This window comes from Kordia sp. E, from assembly GCF_056033805.1.
Genome location: NZ_JBRASR010000002.1, coordinates 1,874,372 through 1,894,839 on the forward strand (window position 1 = coordinate 1,874,372; position 20,468 = coordinate 1,894,839).

The following is a 20,468-nucleotide window of genomic DNA, read 5'->3' on the forward strand; positions in this document are numbered from 1 at the left end:
TTTTTGTTTTTAAAAACACATGAATTTGAAGACTATACTATATTGTTTTTTAGCCCTTTTATTTTGTTACACAGGATATTCACAGACAAAAGTAAGTGGAGTAATCAAAGATGAGTCGGGCGAGCCTGTACCATTTGCGAATGTTGTATTTAAAAATTCAATTCAAGGAACCATTAGTAACGAAGATGGACGATTTTATCTAGAATCAGATAAAACGTATGATATAGTCGTCATTTCTTTTATAGGTTTTACGACAAAAGAAATTAAGTTAGAGAAACGCGTAAACTATAAAATGGAAATTGTTCTTGAAGAAGGGCAAAAACTAAAAGCTGTAGTTATTGTCTCTGGAAAACAATCTAAAAAGAACAATCCTGCAATTGATATTCTACGAAAAATTTGGAAACGAAAACGTTTCAATGGTGTCAATCAATTTAAACAATATGCGTATGATAAATACGAAAAGGTAGAGTTTGATTTGAATACGATAGATAGCGCCATGATGAAAAGTAGATTGTTTCGTGGGATGGAATTTATCTTTCAAGAGCTTGATACTTCAAGAATTACAGGGAAAACATACTTGCCAATATTTATCAATGAAGCTGTTTCCAAGGTCTATGGAGATAATGTGAAAAACAAAGTCAAAGAAGATCTTATTGGAAATAAAAATTCAGGTTTTAGTAGTAATGAAACTATTACTGCTTTCATCAAAGATTTGTATGCTGAATATGATATTTATGATAATTATTTAAAGTTTTTTGATAAGAGTTTTACAAGTCCATTATCACGAACAGGAATCAATACGTATAATTATGTATTGGCCGATACAGCATATATTGACAATAAATATTGCTACAATATTATATTTTATCCACGACGTAAAAATGAATTGACATTTAAAGGTGATTTTTGGGTGAATGATTCCACGTTTGCCATTAAGAAAATAAACCTTCAAGCAAGTAAAAGTGCTAATATTAACTGGGTAAAAGAAATTTACATTGAACAAGAGTTTGATGTAGTTAATGATTCAGTTTTCTTGTTGAAACGCGATTATATGCTGTCTGATTTTGCTTTAAACAAAAAAGAAAAATCTAAAGGTGTATACGGAAAACGTACAACGTTATATGAAAACTATGTGTTTGATCAAGAAAAATCTCCTGAATTTTATAATCAAGAGATTAATCCGTTTAATGAAGAAATTTACGAGCGTGATGAAGCTTTTTGGGATGCAAACCGTTTAGAGAAATTAAACAAGGACGAAAAAGGTGTGTACAAAATGTTAGACACTTTAAAGACGGTTCCGAAGTTTAAACGTTTGTATAGTTTGGCTTCTATATTAGCTTCTGGTTATGTAGAGTTTGATAAGTATAACCTTGATTACGGACCAATTTTTTCAACATTCGGATTTAATGATGTAGAAGGAGTTCGTTTGCGTGCAGGAGGAAGAACCTATTTTGGACCAAATGACAAATGGAGAATTGAAGGATATGGAGCTTATGGTTTTAAGGATAATAAATTCAAATATGGAATTTCTGGAAAATGGTTATTAAACCCAAAAAACAGATTGATGATTTCGGGAGGAAATCGTCGTGATGTAGAACAAACAGGAGTTAGCCTAACAACAAATGATGATGTTCTTGGTAGAAGTTTTGCTTCTTCAGCATTATTTGCGAATGGAAATAGTGACCGATTAACCGATGTAAATTTATCTACGTTTGCTGTACAAATGGAACCTTGGAAAAACATTACATTACGTATAGGAAGTTCTTATAAAACGACAAAATCGGCTTCTCCAGAAACTTTTAGCCTTTCGTATATAAATCCAAATTCACCAACAGGAATTGCAGATGAATTAACACAAGCAGAACTGAGTTTCTCTATAGATATGACACCTGGAAAAAAAACAATTCGTCATGGTGTAGAACGAAAAGTTGTGAATGATGATTTTCCTAGAATATTCTTAAACTATAGTAGAGGAATTGAAGGGTTATTTAATAGTGATTTCAATTATTCTAAGTTTCAATTATTTTACAGACAACCATTCCAGTTAGGAGGTTTTGGACGTACATATGCAACCTTAGAAGCAGGAAAAACATTTGGAGATGTTCCATTAAGTTTGTTAAGTGTTGTTCCAGGAAATCAAGCATATTTTTCTATCTATAATTCATTTTCACAATTAAATTATTATGAATTTGTAACAGATACGTATACATCATTACATATTGAACATAATTTTAATGGACGTATATTTTCAAGAATTCCGTTATTACGTAAATTGAACTTAAGAGAAATCATTGGAATTAGAGGTGTTTGGGGAAAAATTTCAAATGAAAATGTTGCCATGAATACACCAGCATTTCAAAGTTTACCATTTAGTAGTATTACTCCGCAAGGAATTGCGCCAAATGATCAAATCTATTGGGAATATTCACTCGGAATCGGGAATATTTTTAAAGTTTTTCGAATTGATTTTAACTTCCGTGGAAACTACAAAAATAACATTGATGCACGACAATTTGGAGTCACAGGCGCATTCGGATTTCATTTCTAGAAAACCATATTTTATCATATAAATAAACGGTCATAATTGTAAAATTATGACCGTTTTTATTTATTTACACTATTCATAAAGTGATCTGCTTTTATTGAAGTTTTATAGAATTAAGATGCTGATTATTAAGTGTTTGAATCTATTTTTATTAAATAAATAGAAATCGAATTTGCGCAAATCCGACGTTCTTTTGTTGGAAATATTCAAACTGACTAATACATTTGAATCATGAATAATTTAAAATTTTCATTATGAAAAAAAAGAGATCTATTAAAGGTTTAGAATTAAAGAAAAGCGTGATTAGTAATTTAAAAGCTACTAAACATTCTGGAGGATTAAGACCGTCAATGATTAGAGTTAACGGTAACATTGTATTAGTATATAGTTGCGGAGACTTTTGTCCTGCTCCAGAAGATCCATTATTACCTTAATATTTAATGTGAGTTTAATAAGTTGAAATCATTTATTAGACCGCGATATAAGTATTTTTTTTAAAACTATATAAAATCAATTTATAGTTTCACAATTTAATAAATCATCATAAATACTTTAGATAGGACACTTTTTAGATGGTTTATATATTCTAATTATTTTTTAATCTTACTAAATTTAATATCATGAAAAATAGAAAAGTAAATGCATTGGGCTTAAACAAAAAAATGGTTTCAAAACTCAATTCTAATGAAGTAACTGGAGGTTATAGAGCATCTGCACTTAGTCGTTGTAATGATGGATGTATTTCTAGGTTCTATCAAACAGCTTGTGGTGAATAAATCATTATTTCTCTGAATAGTGCTTTTATAAATCTAAGGAATATTAACTATTAAATGAAGTTTAGATGATTTTGGAAACTTTCACTATGCCTTTTTTTTGATAAAATGTTCTTCTATGATTTATCTACCCTAATTATTTTTTAATCTTACAAAATTCAAATATCATGAAAAAAAGAAAAGTAAATGTTTTAAGCTTAAACAAGAAAATGGTTTCTAATTTAAGTAGAAATGAAGTAACAGGTGGTTGGTTTTCATATTTCTGTCCAGGAACTAATGATACGAATTGTGATGCTGGTTCACAATCTTGCGATGTAGAATGTGGAGGTGCAAGTAACATTTGTCCAACAGATATATTAGGACAATGTGGAGAGTCTCAGAAAAACACTTGTGGAGAAACTTGTGTATTTTGTCTGTAGTAACTCAATGAAAAAATAAAAGAGACTGAATCTAAATGGTAATCATTTAAGTTCAGTCTCTTTGTTTTTACTGATTATCAGTCAATTTTATTAGCGAGTCGCCAGTACGTGTTTCTATAGTGCCAGCTTCCTCACAAGTATGAAACTCATGTGTTTGATTATAACACATAGTATCCGCACACGAATAAGCTCCAATAGTTATGTCATCTGGAATTTCGGTAGTGCCTACACCGCAAGCAGCATCATTTGTGATAACACCACCTTTTATGCTAAATGTATTTGCTAATTTTGCAATTTTAAATTTTCTAAGGTTTAACTTTTTATATTTCTTCATGTCATAATATGTTTACAGTTTATGCTTTAAAATGATTGCCAAATATTTATAGGGACAAAGGGTTATAAGTCGTTTTTGCGAAATCACGATTTGTGTTCGTTGTTTTCATTGGCGTTTTTTTCTTCATTTGATAAATTATTAATGAAAATTATCTAGGTATTTGGTGTTATTCAAATACGTATTGTCTTTAAATAGAACTCTACGTATCATCAGTAAATTTTATTAACGAGTTACCATTGCGTGTTTCTAAAGTACCTTGATGGTTACATGTGTTAAATTCATAAGTTTGATTATTACATCCAGTATCAAGGCAAGAATTCACGCCAACAGTCACTGATGTAACTTTTATTGTGTCAAGGTAATCGCAGTTGGCTTGAGTTGTTTAATTCCGCCAACAATATTTGATGTATTTGTAAGTTTAACTACACTTAGTTTCCTTAGATCTAATTTTCTATGTTTTTTCATATACTGTGTTTATACTTTCAAAACTAGTTCCAAATATTAGGTAATACAAAGACTTATAAGTCGTAATTGCGCAAAAACGACTTGTAAATTAAGTTGTTAGTCTTTTAATTTATTTAAGTTTTTGATATAAAAAGAAGGATAAATTCCAGTACGTTTTTTAAAGGCTTTCGCGAAAGATTCTGAAGTGTTAAAGCCTAATTCGCTAGCAATCGATTTAACATCATACGCTCTAAATTTGGTGTCGTTTTTTAATTGAGACAATCCATAATCAATTCGTAAGTCGGTAATGTATTGTACGAACTTTTTCTGCTTGTGCGATTGTAATGTTCTTGATAAATATGTTTTGTTGGTATGAATTTTCTTTGCGACAAAATTGATGGTACAGTTTTTCTGTAAAAACAATTTCTTCTCTTCAAACTTTTTCAAACCTTGTAAAATTTTCACAATATTTTCATCCGTTATCGTATACGATGGAGTAGTCTCTTCATTGGAAGCAGTACTTTCTGTTTTCTTGAGTTTTTCTAAAATTGCATTGAAACTTTTCTTGTGTTTTTTAATACGGTTTCTATACAGTAAAAAGCCAATTGCTAATAAAGAAAGCAGCCCTAAACTAATGTAGAATAATATTTTAGATCGTTTTATCTGTTCTGTTGACTGATTTTCAAGTTGATTAATTTTATCTTTTAAAGAAGGAATATAATATTGACGGGATATTTTTTCTGAGATTTTTAGAGCAGCCTGATCATTTTTGGCATCCTTTTCTTTATAACGTTTATAATATTTTAGTTCATTTTCTTGATCACTTTTTTTCTCATAACATTGTGCTAATAGAATATATGTTTCTTGAAAAAAAGGTGATGTTATTTTTTTTTCTTCAGCAAGCGTATCAACTTTTAGTAAATAGTCAATTGCAGTGTCATAATCTTTGCTTAGAAAATAATTCTTTCCAATATATAATTGCAATAATGCTAATTGATTGTTAAACGAAGATTTTTTAAGTTGCTTTTTGGCTTTTATAAAATATTCATGTGCTTCTTTTAAATTTCCATGTTTTTGAAAAATAATACCTTTTACTGTTAAGAAAGAAGTATTAATTTCTAAATCTTTCGCTTTTGTACTTTCTTTTAAGCCAATTTCATTATAAAATGTTGCAGAATCTAAGTATGCTTTTTTTAATTCAGGATAATCTTCTGAAAGATTAGTATATACATTACTAAGGTTATTAAGTGTATTGAGGTAATTAAACTTAAATGCTTCTTTTGCAGTAACATTTTGATCAAAAAAAGCGAGACTCTTTTTAAAATAAGCAAGTGCTTCTTTTCGTTGCCCAAATTGATTTTTAAGCAAGCCAAAACTATTTGAAATAATAGCTAGTTTGTGTTTTTTAGTCGTATTTTTAATAAGTTCATAGGCCTTTGTGTAATAAGTAGTAGCCTCATTAAAATCTCTTGAATTATAATAAATAACACCTTTCTTGTAAATTCCACTCGCATAATTTTCATCATCATTTGCTTTTTGGCTTCTTGAAATAAAAATATCTATAAAATAGTGAGCACTATCTTGTTTGCTCAATGCATCATAAGCCTTAGCATTTAAAAAAGCACCTTCTGATATTTTAGTTTCATTTTTCTCTAAAATTGCTTTTTCGTAATAAGCTGAAGTTATTTTCTTAGTCTTCTCTAAATCTAGAGAACGATATTGTTTATATAAACTTACTAAAGAATCGTACGATATGTCCTTTAAAGAATCATTTGTTTTCTGAGCATGCGTCGGAAAAGAAATAAAGAGAATACTAAAGATGTAGAATATGCTTTTTATGTTCATGTAAAAGTGAATAGTTTATAAAGATGGACTATTTAGTCACTAAATATAGAGTTATTCTAACAATCAATTAAGTTAAATACTACTAAAAGTATAAATGTCTATGTTCAATTTTACTTTATAAAAGTTTATTCTACATACTGTGGTGAATGCTGTTAGTTATAAGTTGATTGTGTTTTAAGTTACTTGTTATTAGGTGTATACAGATTTTAAAGAAGTGTTTTTACAGCCTGTAATTATCGAATCATGGTTCACTTTCATTGTACACCCTATTTTTTCGTCTTAGTTTTACACTGTAACCAATAAAAAATATATGTCATCAAAAACAATTTTGGGGGAATGCGTTGCGATGATAAAAAAAGCGCATAAAGAAATTTATGCGCTTTTAATTAAAATGTGTTTAATTTAAGGGAAAACTAGTTTGTCTAAAACTGCTGAGAACCGTCATTTCCTTTAGTAGTATTTGTACAAAGGTCTGTTTCAGCTCTGGTGTTACCAGAACATGTTTTAGCTGGACTAGAATCACATGCGTCTGTTACTTGGGGACAGTCGCAAGTATCTACAAATATATTCACAGACAAACAGTACGTTGTGGCTCCTCCTAGTATAGAGTTCTTATTATTTACTCCCGCAATTTTGATTTTACCTAGATTTAATTTTTTTTGTTTTTTCATAACAATATGTTTTAGTGAAATCGAAAATACTTGGGTAATACTTAAAAACAAAAAAATGTTCCCAATGATTATCGAATTGAAGGTAGTTATATGTCTTCTTGACTATTGATTTTATTGATGTTTTTAATATAATAAGAAGGATAGATGCCAGTTTTACTCTTAAAGGATCTTGAGAAGGAATCTGGCGATTTAAAGCCTAATTCAGTCGCAAGTGATTTAATATCATATGAACGAAAAAGGTTGTCTTCTTTTAGTTTTTCTAAAGCATAATCAATACGCAGATTGGTTATATATTGAATGAATTTTTGTTGTTTTTCAGAATGTATAACTTTTGATAAGTAGGCTTTGTTTGTTTTTACTTTTTTAGCGACAAAATCCAGACTGCAATTTACATTTAAGAATTGTTTTTTTTCTTCAAATTTGTCTAGTTCAAAAAGAATTTTTTGTACTTGTTCTTCATCAATAGTTAAGCTAGGTTTTGGCTTTTCTTTCTTAATTGGAACTTCTTGTTTTTTTGCTTCTAGCGCCCTCAAGAGTTTATCAAACTTTAGTTGATTTTGGAGTTGCTTATTTTTATTGTACACCAAATAAATAAGAAACAGAAAAATTAATATGACAATTACAGTTAGTGCAGCATTGAAGTTTGCTTCTTCTTCTTTTTTACTGTAAATCAGTTTTTTAATTTGTGCTTCTAAGTTTTTTATATCATAACTTCTATGAATTCCATCGATGACACTTTTCGTTACATGTTTATTGATTTGATCATTTTTTATATATAAACCTTGATACTTTGCAATATTGTTCTGATCGTCTCTATCAGTATATATTTTACCCAATAAATAATAGGTTTTTTGAAGGATAGGATAATTTGTTGCATTTTTTTGTGAAACAGAATCTACTTTTTTAAAAAGATCAATAGCTTCTTCTTCTTTTCCCAGTTTATAATAACTAATTCCTTTATAATAAAATATACTTGGTAACCAATCTTTTATATTTTGCTCAACTATTTCTTTGTACGCAATATTGATTTCTTCAACAGCTTTAGTATACTGACCTCTTTCAGAACTAATCATTCCTTTTTCAGCTAAAAAAAGAGAATATCCATAATTGTCGCCTATTCGTTTTGTTTCCTTAAATCCAATTTGGTTATAAGTTGTTGCAGAATCTAAGTATATTTCTTTCTTATTGATATCCTCCGTATTTATTGCTAAACGTAGATATGAATCACATAATGCTAATATTGTATTTGCATGAAAAACGGTACTAAAATTTTTAGCTTCTTCAGTTGTAGCTTGGTTATATTCTGTATAATTTTTCTTTAGTGTTTTTATGGCACCATTTTGATCTCCAAGTACATTTTTTATCAATGCTATATTATGTGACGTAACATACGCCATGAATTTATTAGTATCTGCATAATAATCGAAAGCTATTGTGTAATGTTCAAATGCCTTTTTATACTTTCCAAAATCATAAAAAATCTTTCCTTTTAGATATACAGAAGACATTTCCATTGCTCGATCTTTTAAGTCTTCGGTCGCGATCTGTTTTGATTTATCTATAAAATCTAATGCTTTTTCATAATTCCCAAATTTACCTTCTATAATGGCATTGCGTTTATATGCTTCATGAATTTTAGTAGTATCATTTGCATCTGTAGCATTTTTAAATAATCTGTCGGCATACACTTTAGCAGTATTTATATCAGCAAACAATGTAGTGCGATAAAGATTAACTAGCTCTTTATCAGAATAATTTTGCAATGAATCTTTCTCTTGTGAAAAGGAATTTTGCATCAAGAAGAGAAACAATAAAAGCACAATACACTTTATGTGTTTTGAGGGAATGGACAGAGACATAAAATTAAAAATGTAAAAATATGAGTATACGATTGATTGTGATGAACATCACTAACAATTGAAAAAGCTAAGGTCTATGACAAATCTAACAAAATATTGTTAAATGATAATTCCCTTTTTATGGTAAACAACATTTTACATGTTAAATTATAAGTTGCTAATAATTTCTAAATAAGGTTAAAATAAAAAAGCGCATCAACTTAGTTGATGCGCTTTTTACTTCAATTTTTGATAAATTATCTACATTCAGTTGGAATGTTACAAGCAACACCTGGATCAATTGAAGAACCATTAGCTCGTTTGGTTTTACAAAGATTAAATATTGAGATGTAAGTGGTTTGATCCTGTCCACCATTTAATGAAAGTTGCGTGCTGATATTAGCAATATTAGTCTTTTTCAAATTTAATTTTCTATTTTTTTTCATGCGAATACATTTTTAATTATTAAAAGTTCAAAACTATGTAGGGAACTACAAAAAACAAAAAGAATGAAGCCATAATTCGATAATTATGGTTTGTTATTTGTTTTCTGAAGTGTTGATTTTATTGATGTTTTTAATATAATAAGATGGGTAAATGCCCGTTTTGTTTTTGAAGGCTCTTGAGAACGAATCGGATGATTTAAACCCTAATTCAGAAGCTATAGATTTAATATCATAAGAGCGAAATAACCTATCTTCTTTTAGTTTTTCTAAAGCATAATCAATCCGTAAGGTAGTAATATACTGAATGAATTTTTGTTGTTTTTCAGAATGAATTACTTTGGATAAATAGGCTTTATTTGTTTTTACTTTTTTAGCAACAAATGCTAAATCACAATTGATATCTAAATACTGTTTTTTCTGTTCAAATTTTTCAAGCGCAATTAATATCGTCTGAATTTTTTCTTCATCAATAGTTATTTTTGATTTAACCTCTTTTTTAATAACCACTCTTTCTAAACTTTCTTTTTTCTTGACTTCCAATTGTTTTATTAGATCTTCAAAAACTAAACGGTTTTTACGTTGTTTCTTTCGACTATTTATTACAAATATTAAAAAAATAAAAATTAAGAAAACAATAATGATTAACGCTTTTGTATAATTCATTTTATTGTCTTTCTTTAATTCTTGAATTTCCTCTTCTAATAAATCAAGATCATATTTTTCATGTATTTTTTTTCGTATTTCAATTGTTTTTTTATCATTAATTTTATCAATTTCTGCATATAAATCATAATACCTTAACGCGTTGTCTGCATCTAATTTTTTCTTGTACAAGTTGGCTAAAGCTAAATATGTTTCTGGTAGATATATTGACTGTTCTGTATCTGCATTAGAAATGGAATCTAATTTTTTATAAAAAAGAATAGATTCATTCAAATTATCTAATTTTTGATTACATTTTGCTAAATAAAAATAAATAGTAGTCAGTGTGCTAGTTTGGTCAATTTTGTTTGCTTTCTGCAATGCTAAGTTAAAATCAATAATAGCTTTTGAATAAGACTCCTTTTCAAAAGCAATAATAGCTTTTCTAATTAAAAAGTAATTATATCCATCAGTGTCATTATATTTTTCACTTTTTTCAAAGCCTATGTTATTATAGTATGTTGCAGAATCAAGAAGCCTATTTTTAAGATTGATTTCTTTTGTTTCAATAGCCTCATCTAAGTATGTGTCACTTAATGCAATTAAAGTTCCTACGTATGAAAATGTACTAAAAGATTTAGAATTATTTTTTTCTAAAGATGTATATAAATTATAATTATTTTTAAATATTTGTTTAGCTTCTTCTTCATCTCCAACATTTGATTTTAAAATTGCAATATTGTGAGCAATGTCTATGTTTATTTGAGAGTCTCTATTTCCTTTTTGGAGCCCAGAAGCTTCAATATAGAGTTTTATAGCATTTTGATAATCTACAGCGTTATAATAAACGATTCCTTTATAGTTTAAAAAATCACTTATTAAATCATTATCCTTAATTTTTTCTTTACTCAAAAGGATAGCACTATCTATAAATTTATGAGCAAGATCAAAATGATCTTGTCTAGCTTCTGAAACAGCTAGTTTTTTATATGCTTTCCCTTGTTGAATATAATTATTTTCTTCGAGAGCCTTTTTTAAATAAATTTCAGCATACTTTTTCGACTGTAAAATATTTTTAGAGTAACTGTTGTCAAACAAGCTATCTAATTTTTCATAAGAATAAATCTGCAACGAATCTTTTTCTTGTGTATAGACTGTTAATGATGAAATGAAAATGAAAAAATATAAAATGTTTTTTAAAAATGCTGGAGGAAATGCATAAGACATAAAATAGAGATAGGTTTTAAAGACTAACAAGTAGACATGTTATTTACAACTATACGTATTAACTTTTTTTAAAATGTTACGTTAAAAATTATATAAGACAGAAATAGAACGATTAATTATGATGAAAATTACGAACAATTGAAAAAACTAAAGTCTTACACAAATCTAATAAAATATTATACAACTACATTTTTGAAACGATTTATTTGTTTTTTTTGAAAACACTTCAATATCACTGAAATTACTGATCAAATTTACTACCGATAATCGACGAATCATAGATTGCTTTAGTTGTGAGAGCTATATTTTACTGTTAGTTTTATTCTAAATTATTAACTTTCAAAATACATTAATTATGAAAAAAAAGAGCTTAACAAGTCTTTCGCTTAACAAGAAATCGATCTCTAACTTAAGAACACAAAATTCTTTAATTGGAGGGTTCAAAACAGAATCTTGTCATCCAGTAGGAATTTGTTGCCCAACACATGATGCAAACTGTCCAAACCCTTCTAATGATGGAACTTGTGGTGGTGGAACAACAGGACCAGCAACAGGTTTAGCTTGTGAACCTACAATTTCTTGTCCAGGAGCAGGGATTTGTTAAAAATAAAGTAACGATGAAAAAAGAGGAGGCTGTCTTAAAAGGCAGTCTTTTTTTGCAATTTTTTGAAGTAATTCATAACTTTAAGAAGGAGCAGAAAAGTCATTTTCAAAACCTACAATCAAGATCAGTTAAGTCTTTTACTACCTAGTATCGGTATACTTTTGTATGGGGAAAATCTATCAAGACTCATAAAGAAGGTATCAAAAAGCAACTTAAGCAATTATGGTCTTATGTAGAAAAAGTATATAAGCAGGAACAGTTAATTCCTAATACACCAGACTTTTAAGTCATTGATGCCGATACAGTAGCAGCAACTATCGATAAAATAAATGATACTTTAAAAGGCAAAGATATTGATAAGAAAGTTAAACAAAAACCAAATAAGACAAAAAAGAAAATCGCCTAAAAAATACTTTTTAGACGACCTCTTTTTCATTTTATGATGATACTATTAGTATGAATTATCCGCTAATAGGGTCAATACCACAAGTTATGATTGAGTCAGTTTGTTGAGCACGTGTTTTCTGAGTACCAGTTTGTTGATTATTACAGCCACCAGGTTCATCTGTATTGCAATTATAATCTGTAGGACAATGAGCGCAAGTTTCTGCTTCCGTATGTGGAATTGTATCACTGTCAGTTATCGTACCACCTTTTAATGCATAAAGATTATGGTTTATTTTCGCAATCTTAATTTTCTTTAAATCTAGTTTTTGGTCTTTTTTCATTACAATAAAATTTTAGTGTTAGGGATGAAAAGTAATTCTTGAATCGCTTATCACAAAAAAATAGAACCGATAATTCGTCGATTATCGATTGTTTCATGAAGGTTTTAATCTTCTAATTTATTTATATTCTTAACATAAAACGAAGGGTAAATTCCTGTGTTTTTCACAAAGGCTCTAGAGAAGGAATCTGAAGATTTAAACCCGGATTCTTTAGCTATAGATTTAATATCGTAAGCTCTAAATACTTTATCTTCTTTCAATTTCTTAAGCGCATAATTAATGCGGAGCGTTCTTATATAATCAATAAATTTTTGTTGTTTATGTACGTAAATAATTTTTGATAAATAGCCTTTGTTGATTTTTACTTTTTTGGCAACAAATGCTAAATCGCAATTTTGATCTAAGAACAATTTCTTTTCTTCAAACTTATCTAACTCTTTCAAAACTTGAGCTATTTTCTGATCATCAATCGGAAGGCTAGTCGATTTTTTTTCTTTTGGAATTGCTTTTTTACTAGTATCTTCCAGTTGTAGCATTAATTTCTTAAAAGCTAATTTATTTTTCTTTTGTTGCTTTTTGTAAAATAGAAAAAACACAAACAATAGTGCCAGTAAAACACCTATAATAATAATTGCTTTTGTGTATTGTATTTTTTGTTTTTTAGTAGTATTTGTGAGCGCTTCTATCTCTGAATTTAAAGGAGCAATATCATATTTTTGATGAATGTCCTGTCGTACAGTTTCTGTAAGGTGTGCATTGATACGAGCATTTTCAATATATAAGTTTTGATATTTCAATATACTAGCAGGGTCTTTTCGCTCTTTGTAAATCTCAGCTAAAGTATAATAAACGCCTTGTAGTGTAGGATAATTAATACTATTCTTTTTAGAAATCGAATCGGTTTTTTTTAAATACACAATAGTACTATCAATTTGATTCAATTCTCTATAATTAAGACCTTTGTAATAATATGCTGATGTTAGTAGACTTGGCTGATTTACTTTTTTGATTTGTTTGATAGATTCATTTAATTTTTCTATCGATTTTTCAAACATTCCTTTTTCGTAACTAATAATAGCCTCGCCACTTATAAAATAAATGTTTCCATGAACATCATTCTCTTTTATTGTTTCCTTGAACCCTATATCAGTATATATAGAAGCTGAGTCTAATAACATGTGTTTTTGTTCTAGGTTTTCTACTTTATTTGCTTTACGAACGTAAACGTTACCAAGTGTTATTAAAGTATTAGTGTAAAAAAATGATCCAAATTCTTTATTTCTAATTTCTCTAGAAACATTTTTTGAAGCATTATAATTCTGTAGTAAAATATCTAATGCTCCGTTTTGATCGCCTAACTCACTTTTAATCAGTGCTATATTCTGAGAAATGCTATTAATCATTAGTTTATGACCTGTTTTTTTATAATATGCTAACGCTTTAATATAGGCATTAAAGGCATTGTCATAATTTCCATTATCATAATCTATAATACCATTAACAAAGTGGCTTTGCGCTTCTAAATTTTCATTAAGAATCGATTTTGAAAGTTGTGTGGCACTTTCAATATATGTTATTGCCTTATCATAATTCCCAATATTATTTTCAAACTTGGCTAGCAATATAGATGTCTCAGAAATATTATAAATATTGTTAGCAGCTTTTGCGTTTGTAAGCATTTTATTTAAATAAACGTGTGAAGCAGAAGTATCTTCATACTTGATCTTATGATATAACGATCGTAGCTTTTTATGCGAGTAATTTGCTAAAGAGTCTTTTTCTTGAGAAAAACCACTATGAGAAATTAAAAAAAATGCAAACAGTATATATTTTATGAATTTAGGAGACATGTAAAAGGGATAATTTGCTAAAAGCAAGATACTATAAATTAAAGAATTTATGCTGTTAAAGAAATGAATTTTTAATGCCGCTAAATTTAAAATAAACCCTTCCTGTTGCTGAATAATATAGAGAAAATTATAATCTAGAATTGTTCAATAGTAGATTGCTTTAGTTGTGTAGCCAGTTTTTTGCACATAATTTTGATTCAATAATTAACATTTAAAACTCATTATTATGAAGAAAAAATTAACAAGTCTTTCGTTAAACAAAAAATCAATTTCAAACTTAGGTGGTTTGCAAAAAGTAAAAGGTGGTACAAAGCAATTAGAAACAATTTCTTGTGTGCCTTATGGAATTTGTTGTCCAACACACGATACGGATTGTCCAACAAACACTTGTGGAGGTACAGGAAATGAATTAACAGTAGATTGTAACACAAACCAAGCAGGTTGTACTGTAATGACTTTTTCGGAAGTAATTTGCTAAAAAGGCAATGTAACTAGGTTTTAGGGTAATAAAAAAAGCCTGCATTTTATAGATGCAGGCTTTTGATAATATAATTTTGTAAAGAAAAGACTAACAACCTACACTAGTTGCGTTTATACTATCACATGTATAATTAGTTTCTGCACGAGTATTCTGGGTTCCTCCTTTAATTTTTGCAGTTTGTAAATTAGAAATAATACTTTTTCGTAAATTAATTTTTTTCTCTTTTTTCATAATGGATGTTTTTAAGTTAATAACTAATACAATATCAAGAATCATGCTGATTATAGTATAAATGAAAAAAAAGCCCACATTTTCAAAATATGGGCTTTTAGTGTTTTCCAAAATGAATGATTTATCCGCTACAGGCTCCAGTTGGAATATTGTTACATTTTTTGCTAGCTAATGTTGTTTGTATTGTTATTGTGCAATCATAGCCAGTTATAGTATCTGAAGTACATTCGCATGCAGTAGGGTTATTAGAAATGCACGTATAATCAGTGTCACAAACGGTACTCATACAAGTTTCTGTTTCTCCTCCTCTTATAGAGTTTAAATGATTAACATTAGCGATTTTAATTTTTTTAAGATTTAATTTTTGTAATTTCTTCATTGCAATAAAGTTTTAAAATGTTGGTTCGAAAATATAAATTCAATTGGCTTAGGCAAAGAAAACATAACTACAATACGACAATTGTAGATCATTTAAATATCTTCTTAGCTACTAATTTTATTGATGTTTTTGATGTAATAGGAAGGGTAGATCCCCGTGTTTTTTACAAAGGCTCTAGAGAACATATCTGAAGACTTAAAACCCGATTCTTCTGCAATGGATTTAATATCATATGAACGAAAAACAGGGTCATCTTTAAGTCGTTCTAAGGCATAATCAATTCGTAAGTTTCGTATGTAATCTATAAATTTTAATTGTTTGTGTGTGTGAATTATTTTAGATAAGTAGGTTTTATTTGTTTTTGCTTTTTTGGCAACAAAAGCCAAATCGCAGTTTTTATTTCGAAACCACTCTTTTTCTTCAAACTTATCCAAAGCATTTAAAACTTGAACTACTTTTTCATCATCGATGATAACATTTTTTGATGATTTAGAAACAGTAACTTTAGATTTTGTGTTAGCATCTACTTGTTTTAATAAATTTTCAAAAGTTACTTTATTTCGTTGTTGTTGTTGTTTGTAGAAAATAAAAAATACCACTAAGCATATTACAAGTAAGCCAGTGATAATTAAAGTGTTAAGTCGTCTTTGCTTTAATTTTTCTATTTCTAGAATTAAACGGTCTAAATCATATTTCTTATGAATGTCTTCCCTAACGCTTCTTGCTAAGCGTTGATTGATACGATCATTTTCAATATACAAATTTTGATATTTGCTAATATTTTCAAAATCTCTTTTGTCTTTATAAATATCTATTAGTGAATAGTATACGCCCTGTAAAATTGGGTAATTGACACTATTTTTTTGTGAAACTGAATCTGTTTTTTTTAGAAAATCAATCGCATTGTCAAGTTGATTAAGTTTTTTATAGCAAAGACCTTTATGATAATATATTGAAGTAAATAAGCCGGGTTGTTTAAATTCTTTAAGCTTGTTCAAAGCATTGTCTAGTTCTTTTAAAGCTTTATTATAGTCTCCTTCCTCTTCATAAAGAACTCCTCTTGCTGTCATAAAAGAGATAAGTCTAGGTATATTGTTGGTTTTTATTGCCTCTTCAAGCCCAAGTGAATTATACTTAGAAGCTTCCGCTAATAGAGAATCTTTTTTAGCAGGGTTCCGTATTGCTTCTCTCAAATATGCGTCAGTTAGCCCAACAAGTGCAAGTATGTTATAGTCTTCTGAAAATAAGTTACTTCGGTTGCTTTCAGGAGTATTGTTATAATCATTATAACACTTTAATAATGATTCTATAGCTGTGGCATGATCTCCAAGATTATTTTTAATTACTGCAATATTTAAAGAAATTAAGTTTGTCATATAAGGAACATCCTTCTTTTTATAAAAATCATATACAACCGTTAAAGATTCAAATGCTTTTTTATATTCACCACGACTAAATAGAATTGTTCCTTTTGTGTAAAGAGAATATATTTCTAACCCTTTATTGGCAGGATTTTTACTCGAAATTGAAATAGCTTTTTCTACATGCGTAAGTGCTTTTTCAATATTACCTAATTGATCTTCTAAGTTTCCTAACTTATTGTAAGCAACAATAAGTTCTATGGAGTCTTTACCTTTATTAGCGATCTCTAAAATTTTTTTAATATAAAGTCTTGCTAAATTCCCATCTTGGGAAATTACATCATTAAACTTTAAATTAAGTTCTTGAAAAGAATACTGATCCAACGAATCTTTTTCTTGTGCGAAACTAAAAGATGAACATACTAAGAAAAAGCAAAAAAGGAATTTTGATAAAATTGTGGAGGATGAAAAAATGCGCATAAATTGACTATGAGATATATAAGTGTTTGTTACTAAATTAAGCGATTATAAATATATGTGGTAGGAAATAAATTATTGTTACAACAAAAATCATGCAAATCTAACAAAATATTAATGCTTGTTGATTGGTCAGTCTGAACGTTTTATGTAAATTTGCACCCGATTTTAGAAAAACGAATTAAGAAAAGAAGATATGACAGCAAAAGAGAAAAGAACGTTTGACGCGCTGATAGAGATTCCAAAAGGAAGTAGAAATAAATATGAATATGATTTCGATTTAAAGAAAATTCGATTCGATAGAATGTTATTTTCATCAATGATGTATCCTGGTGATTACGGATTTATCCCAGAAACCTTAGCATTAGACGGAGATCCGTTAGATGTATTAGTATTAGGAGCAGAGCCAACATTTCCAATGTGTGTCATGGAAGTAAAACCGATTGGAGTTTTCCATATGGCAGATGAAAAAGGACCTGATGAAAAAATAGTATGTGTTCCTGTAAGTGATCCAATCTGGAATAACTACAATGACCTTGAAGATTTAAATCCACATAGAATCAAAGAAATCACACATTTTTTCCAAGTATACAAAGACTTAGAAAAGAAAAAAGTTGATGTTGGTGGTTGGGGAAATGCTGATGAAGCCTACGAAATTGTAGACAAATGTATCGAACGTTACGAAACAAGTGAGCATAAAACAAACGGTGACTTCACAATATAAAGGAAATAAAGCCTTGCAAATGTTTATAAAAAACCTTCTAAATCGATTTAGAAGGTTTTTTATTCTACTTGATTTTGTTACATTTACGCCGCTAAAATAATAAACCAAATAAAAAAAATATGGAATCAATGATGATTTATATGCCAATAGTTGCAGCAGCACTAGGCTTAATCTATATGCTTATCAAAAAATCTTGGGTAATGAAACAAGATGCCGGAGACGGTAAAATGAAGGAGATCTCAGATCATATATATGAAGGAGCCTTGGCATTCTTAAACGCGGAATATCGCTTATTAGCAATATTCGTAGTAATTGTAAGTATTGCATTATTTGTAGTCTCTATTGTAGTTGACACAACGCACTGGCTAATTGTAATTGCATTTATATTTGGAGCTGTGTTTTCTGCATATGCAGGAAATGTCGGAATGAAAATAGCAACCAAAACAAATGTAAGAACAACACAAGCAGCACGTACTAGTTTACCAAATGCACTAAAAGTATCTTTTGGTGGAGGAACAGTAATGGGACTTGGAGTTGCAGGTTTAGCAGTATTAGGGTTAACAGCATTCTTTATCATATTCTACCAATACTTTATGGGTGGTGTTTGGACGTCTACAGGCGATATGACAATTGTATTAGAAACATTAGCAGGATTCTCTCTTGGAGCTGAATCAATCGCATTATTTGCACGTGTTGGTGGAGGAATCTATACAAAAGCAGCAGATGTAGGAGCAGATTTAGTAGGAAAAGTAGAAGCAGGAATTCCAGAAGATGATCCTCGTAATCCAGCTACAATTGCAGATAACGTAGGAGATAATGTTGGAGATGTTGCAGGAATGGGAGCTGATTTATTTGGTTCATACGTAGCAACTGTATTAGCAGCAATGGTATTAGGAAACTATATCATAAAAGATATGGGCGGAAGTATTACAGATGCTTTCGGCGGAATTGGGCCAGTATTATTACCAATGGCAATTGCAGGAGCAGGAATTATTATTTCTGTAATCGGAACAATGCTTGTAAAAATAAAAAGTAACGAAGCGAAAGAAAAGCAAGTTATGGGCGCATTAAACATAGGAAACTGGACATCAATTGCACTAGTAGCAGCTGCTTGTTTCGGATTATGTACATGGATGCTTCCAGAAACAATGACGATGGAATTCTTCGGAGAAGGAAAAGTAGAAATATCTGCAATGCGTGTATTTTATGCTACGTTAGTAGGTTTATTTGTTGGAGGAGTTATTTCTGCAGTAACAGAATATTATACAGGATTAGGTAAAAAACCAATCTTAGAAATTGTACAAAAATCAAGTACTGGAGCTGGAACAAACATTATTGCAGGTTTAGCAACAGGAATGATTTCTACATTCCCATCAGTATTATTATTTGCAGGTGCTATTTGGTCATCGTATGCATTAGCAGGATTCTACGGAGTAGCATTAGCCGCTTCTGCAATGATGGCAACTACAGCAATGCAGTTAGCAATTGATGCTTTCGGACCTATCGCAGATAACGCAGGAGGAATTGCAGAAATGAGTGAACAAGATCCAATTGTACGTGAACGTACAGATATCTTAGATTCAGTAGGAAATACAACAGCAGCAACAGGAAAAGGATTTGCTATTGCTTCTGCAGCATTAACATCATTAGCATTATTTGCAGCATACGTAACATTCACAGGAATTGAAGGTATCAACATTTTCAAAGCACCAGTATTAGCAATGTTATTTGTTGGAGGAATGATTCCAGTAGTATTCTCTGCATTAGCAATGAATGCAGTAGGAAAAGCAGCTATGGAAATGGTATACGAAGTTCGTCGTCAGTTTAAAGAAATTCCAGGAATTATGGAAGGAACTGGAAAACCAGAATATGACAAATGTGTAGCAATCTCTACAAAGGCATCGTTAAAAGAAATGATGTTACCAGGATTATTAACAATCGGATTTCCATTAGCTATTGCATTTATTCCAATGATTTTTGGAATGGATAACTTAGCAATCGCTGAAATGTTAGGTGGATATATGGCAGGAGTTACCGTAAGTGGTGTACTTTGGGCAATCTTCCAAAACAATGCTGGTGGAGCATGGGATAACGCTAAAAAATCATTTGAAGCTGGTGTTGAAATCAACGGAGAAATGACATACAAAGGTTCTGACGCACACAAAGCTGCCGTAACTGGTGATACAGTTGGAGATCCTTTTAAAGATACTTCTGGACCATCAATGAATATCTTAATTAAACTTACATGTTTAATTGGATTGGTAATTGCGCCAATTTTAGGTGGACATGGTGATGATACTGCAACTGCAGAAGAAGTAAACAAAAATGTAATTCAAGTAAATGTTGAAGACACTACAAAAACAAATGTAGCAATCAACGCAGTTACTTTAGAAGAAGAAAATATATAAGTAATCTTATTATATAAAGAAAGCCGCAATCAATACGATTG

At 29.6% G+C, this 20,468-nt stretch carries 19 protein-coding genes; 8 read left to right on the forward strand and 11 right to left on the reverse strand.

The annotated features are described in order from the left end of the window. The first annotated feature begins 19 nt into the window (after window positions 1-19). The 4 genes from ACUUYC_RS11460 to ACUUYC_RS11475 all read left to right on the forward strand — a co-directional run bounded on the left by ACUUYC_RS11460 (window position 20) and on the right by ACUUYC_RS11475 (window position 3,737). Window positions 20-2,548, forward strand: coding sequence for a DUF5686 family protein (locus ACUUYC_RS11460; RefSeq protein WP_474265971.1), 2,529 nt, complete (start codon window positions 20-22; stop codon window positions 2,546-2,548). Between the two features lie 251 nt (window positions 2,549-2,799). Continuing rightward, a complete protein-coding gene (locus tag ACUUYC_RS11465) occupies window positions 2,800-2,979 on the forward strand; it encodes a hypothetical protein (RefSeq protein WP_474265972.1) in 180 nt (59 codons plus the stop codon). Between the two features lie 186 nt (window positions 2,980-3,165). Then, a complete protein-coding gene (locus ACUUYC_RS11470; protein WP_474265973.1) occupies window positions 3,166-3,321 on the forward strand; it encodes a hypothetical protein in 156 nt (51 codons plus the stop codon). A gap of 164 nt (window positions 3,322-3,485) precedes the next feature. Beyond that, window positions 3,486-3,737, forward strand: coding sequence for a hypothetical protein (locus tag ACUUYC_RS11475; protein WP_474265974.1), 252 nt, complete (start codon window positions 3,486-3,488; stop codon window positions 3,735-3,737). A 67-nt stretch (window positions 3,738-3,804) separates the two neighbouring features. Here ACUUYC_RS11475 and ACUUYC_RS11480 read toward each other — a convergent pair whose 3' ends face one another. The 6 genes from ACUUYC_RS11480 to ACUUYC_RS11505 all read right to left on the reverse strand — a co-directional run bounded on the left by ACUUYC_RS11480 (window position 3,805) and on the right by ACUUYC_RS11505 (window position 11,184). Next, entirely contained in the window at window positions 3,805-4,071 is a 267-nt protein-coding gene (locus ACUUYC_RS11480; protein WP_474265975.1) for a hypothetical protein, read from the reverse strand. 561 nt (window positions 4,072-4,632) lie between these two features. Beyond that, complete coding sequence (locus ACUUYC_RS11485; RefSeq protein ID WP_474265977.1) at window positions 4,633-6,360, reverse strand: tetratricopeptide repeat protein; 1,728 nt, start codon at window positions 6,358-6,360, stop codon at window positions 4,633-4,635. A gap of 422 nt (window positions 6,361-6,782) precedes the next feature. Beyond that, window positions 6,783-7,031, reverse strand: a complete 249-nt coding sequence (locus ACUUYC_RS11490) for a hypothetical protein (RefSeq protein WP_474265978.1) — start codon at window positions 7,029-7,031, stop codon at window positions 6,783-6,785. A gap of 86 nt (window positions 7,032-7,117) precedes the next feature. Continuing rightward, window positions 7,118-8,827 (reverse strand): helix-turn-helix domain-containing protein, encoded by a 1,710-nt coding sequence (locus ACUUYC_RS11495; RefSeq protein ID WP_474265979.1) that lies wholly within the window; start codon window positions 8,825-8,827, stop codon window positions 7,118-7,120. Between the two features lie 299 nt (window positions 8,828-9,126). Beyond that, window positions 9,127-9,315, reverse strand: coding sequence for a hypothetical protein (locus ACUUYC_RS11500; RefSeq protein ID WP_474265980.1), 189 nt, complete (start codon window positions 9,313-9,315; stop codon window positions 9,127-9,129). Window positions 9,316-9,408: 93 nt separating this feature from the next. Beyond that, window positions 9,409-11,184 carry a helix-turn-helix domain-containing protein gene (locus ACUUYC_RS11505; RefSeq protein ID WP_474265981.1) on the reverse strand — a complete coding sequence of 592 codons (1,776 nt, stop codon included), beginning with the start codon at window positions 11,182-11,184 and terminating at the stop codon, window positions 9,409-9,411. Window positions 11,185-11,539: 355 nt separating this feature from the next. On the opposite strand from ACUUYC_RS11505, the gene ACUUYC_RS11510 reads away from it, so the two are divergent. Continuing rightward, the gene (locus ACUUYC_RS11510; protein ID WP_474265982.1) at window positions 11,540-11,788 is read left to right on the forward strand and encodes a hypothetical protein; all 249 of its coding nucleotides are present in this window, start codon (window positions 11,540-11,542) and stop codon (window positions 11,786-11,788) included. A gap of 461 nt (window positions 11,789-12,249) precedes the next feature. Here ACUUYC_RS11510 and ACUUYC_RS11515 read toward each other — a convergent pair whose 3' ends face one another. Both ACUUYC_RS11515 and ACUUYC_RS11520 read right to left on the reverse strand, forming a co-directional pair. Further along, window positions 12,250-12,516, reverse strand: a complete 267-nt coding sequence (locus tag ACUUYC_RS11515; RefSeq protein WP_474265983.1) for a hypothetical protein — start codon at window positions 12,514-12,516, stop codon at window positions 12,250-12,252. 104 nt (window positions 12,517-12,620) lie between these two features. Beyond that, window positions 12,621-14,366, reverse strand: a complete 1,746-nt coding sequence (locus tag ACUUYC_RS11520) for a helix-turn-helix domain-containing protein (RefSeq protein WP_474265984.1) — start codon at window positions 14,364-14,366, stop codon at window positions 12,621-12,623. Between the two features lie 226 nt (window positions 14,367-14,592). Between ACUUYC_RS11520 and ACUUYC_RS11525 the strand changes: the two genes are divergently transcribed. Then, window positions 14,593-14,844, forward strand: a complete 252-nt coding sequence (locus ACUUYC_RS11525; protein ID WP_474265985.1) for a hypothetical protein — start codon at window positions 14,593-14,595, stop codon at window positions 14,842-14,844. A gap of 90 nt (window positions 14,845-14,934) precedes the next feature. Here ACUUYC_RS11525 and ACUUYC_RS11530 read toward each other — a convergent pair whose 3' ends face one another. The 3 genes from ACUUYC_RS11530 to ACUUYC_RS11540 form a co-directional block, all read right to left on the reverse strand. Continuing rightward, complete coding sequence (locus ACUUYC_RS11530) at window positions 14,935-15,078, reverse strand: hypothetical protein (protein WP_474265986.1); 144 nt, start codon at window positions 15,076-15,078, stop codon at window positions 14,935-14,937. A 121-nt stretch (window positions 15,079-15,199) separates the two neighbouring features. Next, the gene (locus tag ACUUYC_RS11535) at window positions 15,200-15,457 is read right to left on the reverse strand and encodes a hypothetical protein (protein ID WP_474265987.1); all 258 of its coding nucleotides are present in this window, start codon (window positions 15,455-15,457) and stop codon (window positions 15,200-15,202) included. A 104-nt stretch (window positions 15,458-15,561) separates the two neighbouring features. After that, on the reverse strand, window positions 15,562-17,202 hold the full coding sequence (locus ACUUYC_RS11540) for a tetratricopeptide repeat protein (protein WP_474265988.1): 1,641 nt from the start codon (window positions 17,200-17,202) through the stop codon (window positions 15,562-15,564). A gap of 289 nt (window positions 17,203-17,491) precedes the next feature. Between ACUUYC_RS11540 and ACUUYC_RS11545 the strand changes: the two genes are divergently transcribed. Together ACUUYC_RS11545 and ACUUYC_RS11550 are read left to right on the forward strand one after the other, a co-directional pair. Further along, complete coding sequence (locus ACUUYC_RS11545; RefSeq protein WP_474265989.1) at window positions 17,492-18,019, forward strand: inorganic diphosphatase; 528 nt, start codon at window positions 17,492-17,494, stop codon at window positions 18,017-18,019. A gap of 119 nt (window positions 18,020-18,138) precedes the next feature. Continuing rightward, entirely contained in the window at window positions 18,139-20,427 is a 2,289-nt protein-coding gene (locus tag ACUUYC_RS11550) for a sodium-translocating pyrophosphatase (RefSeq protein ID WP_474265990.1), read from the forward strand. Window positions 20,428-20,468: the final 41 nt, after the last annotated feature.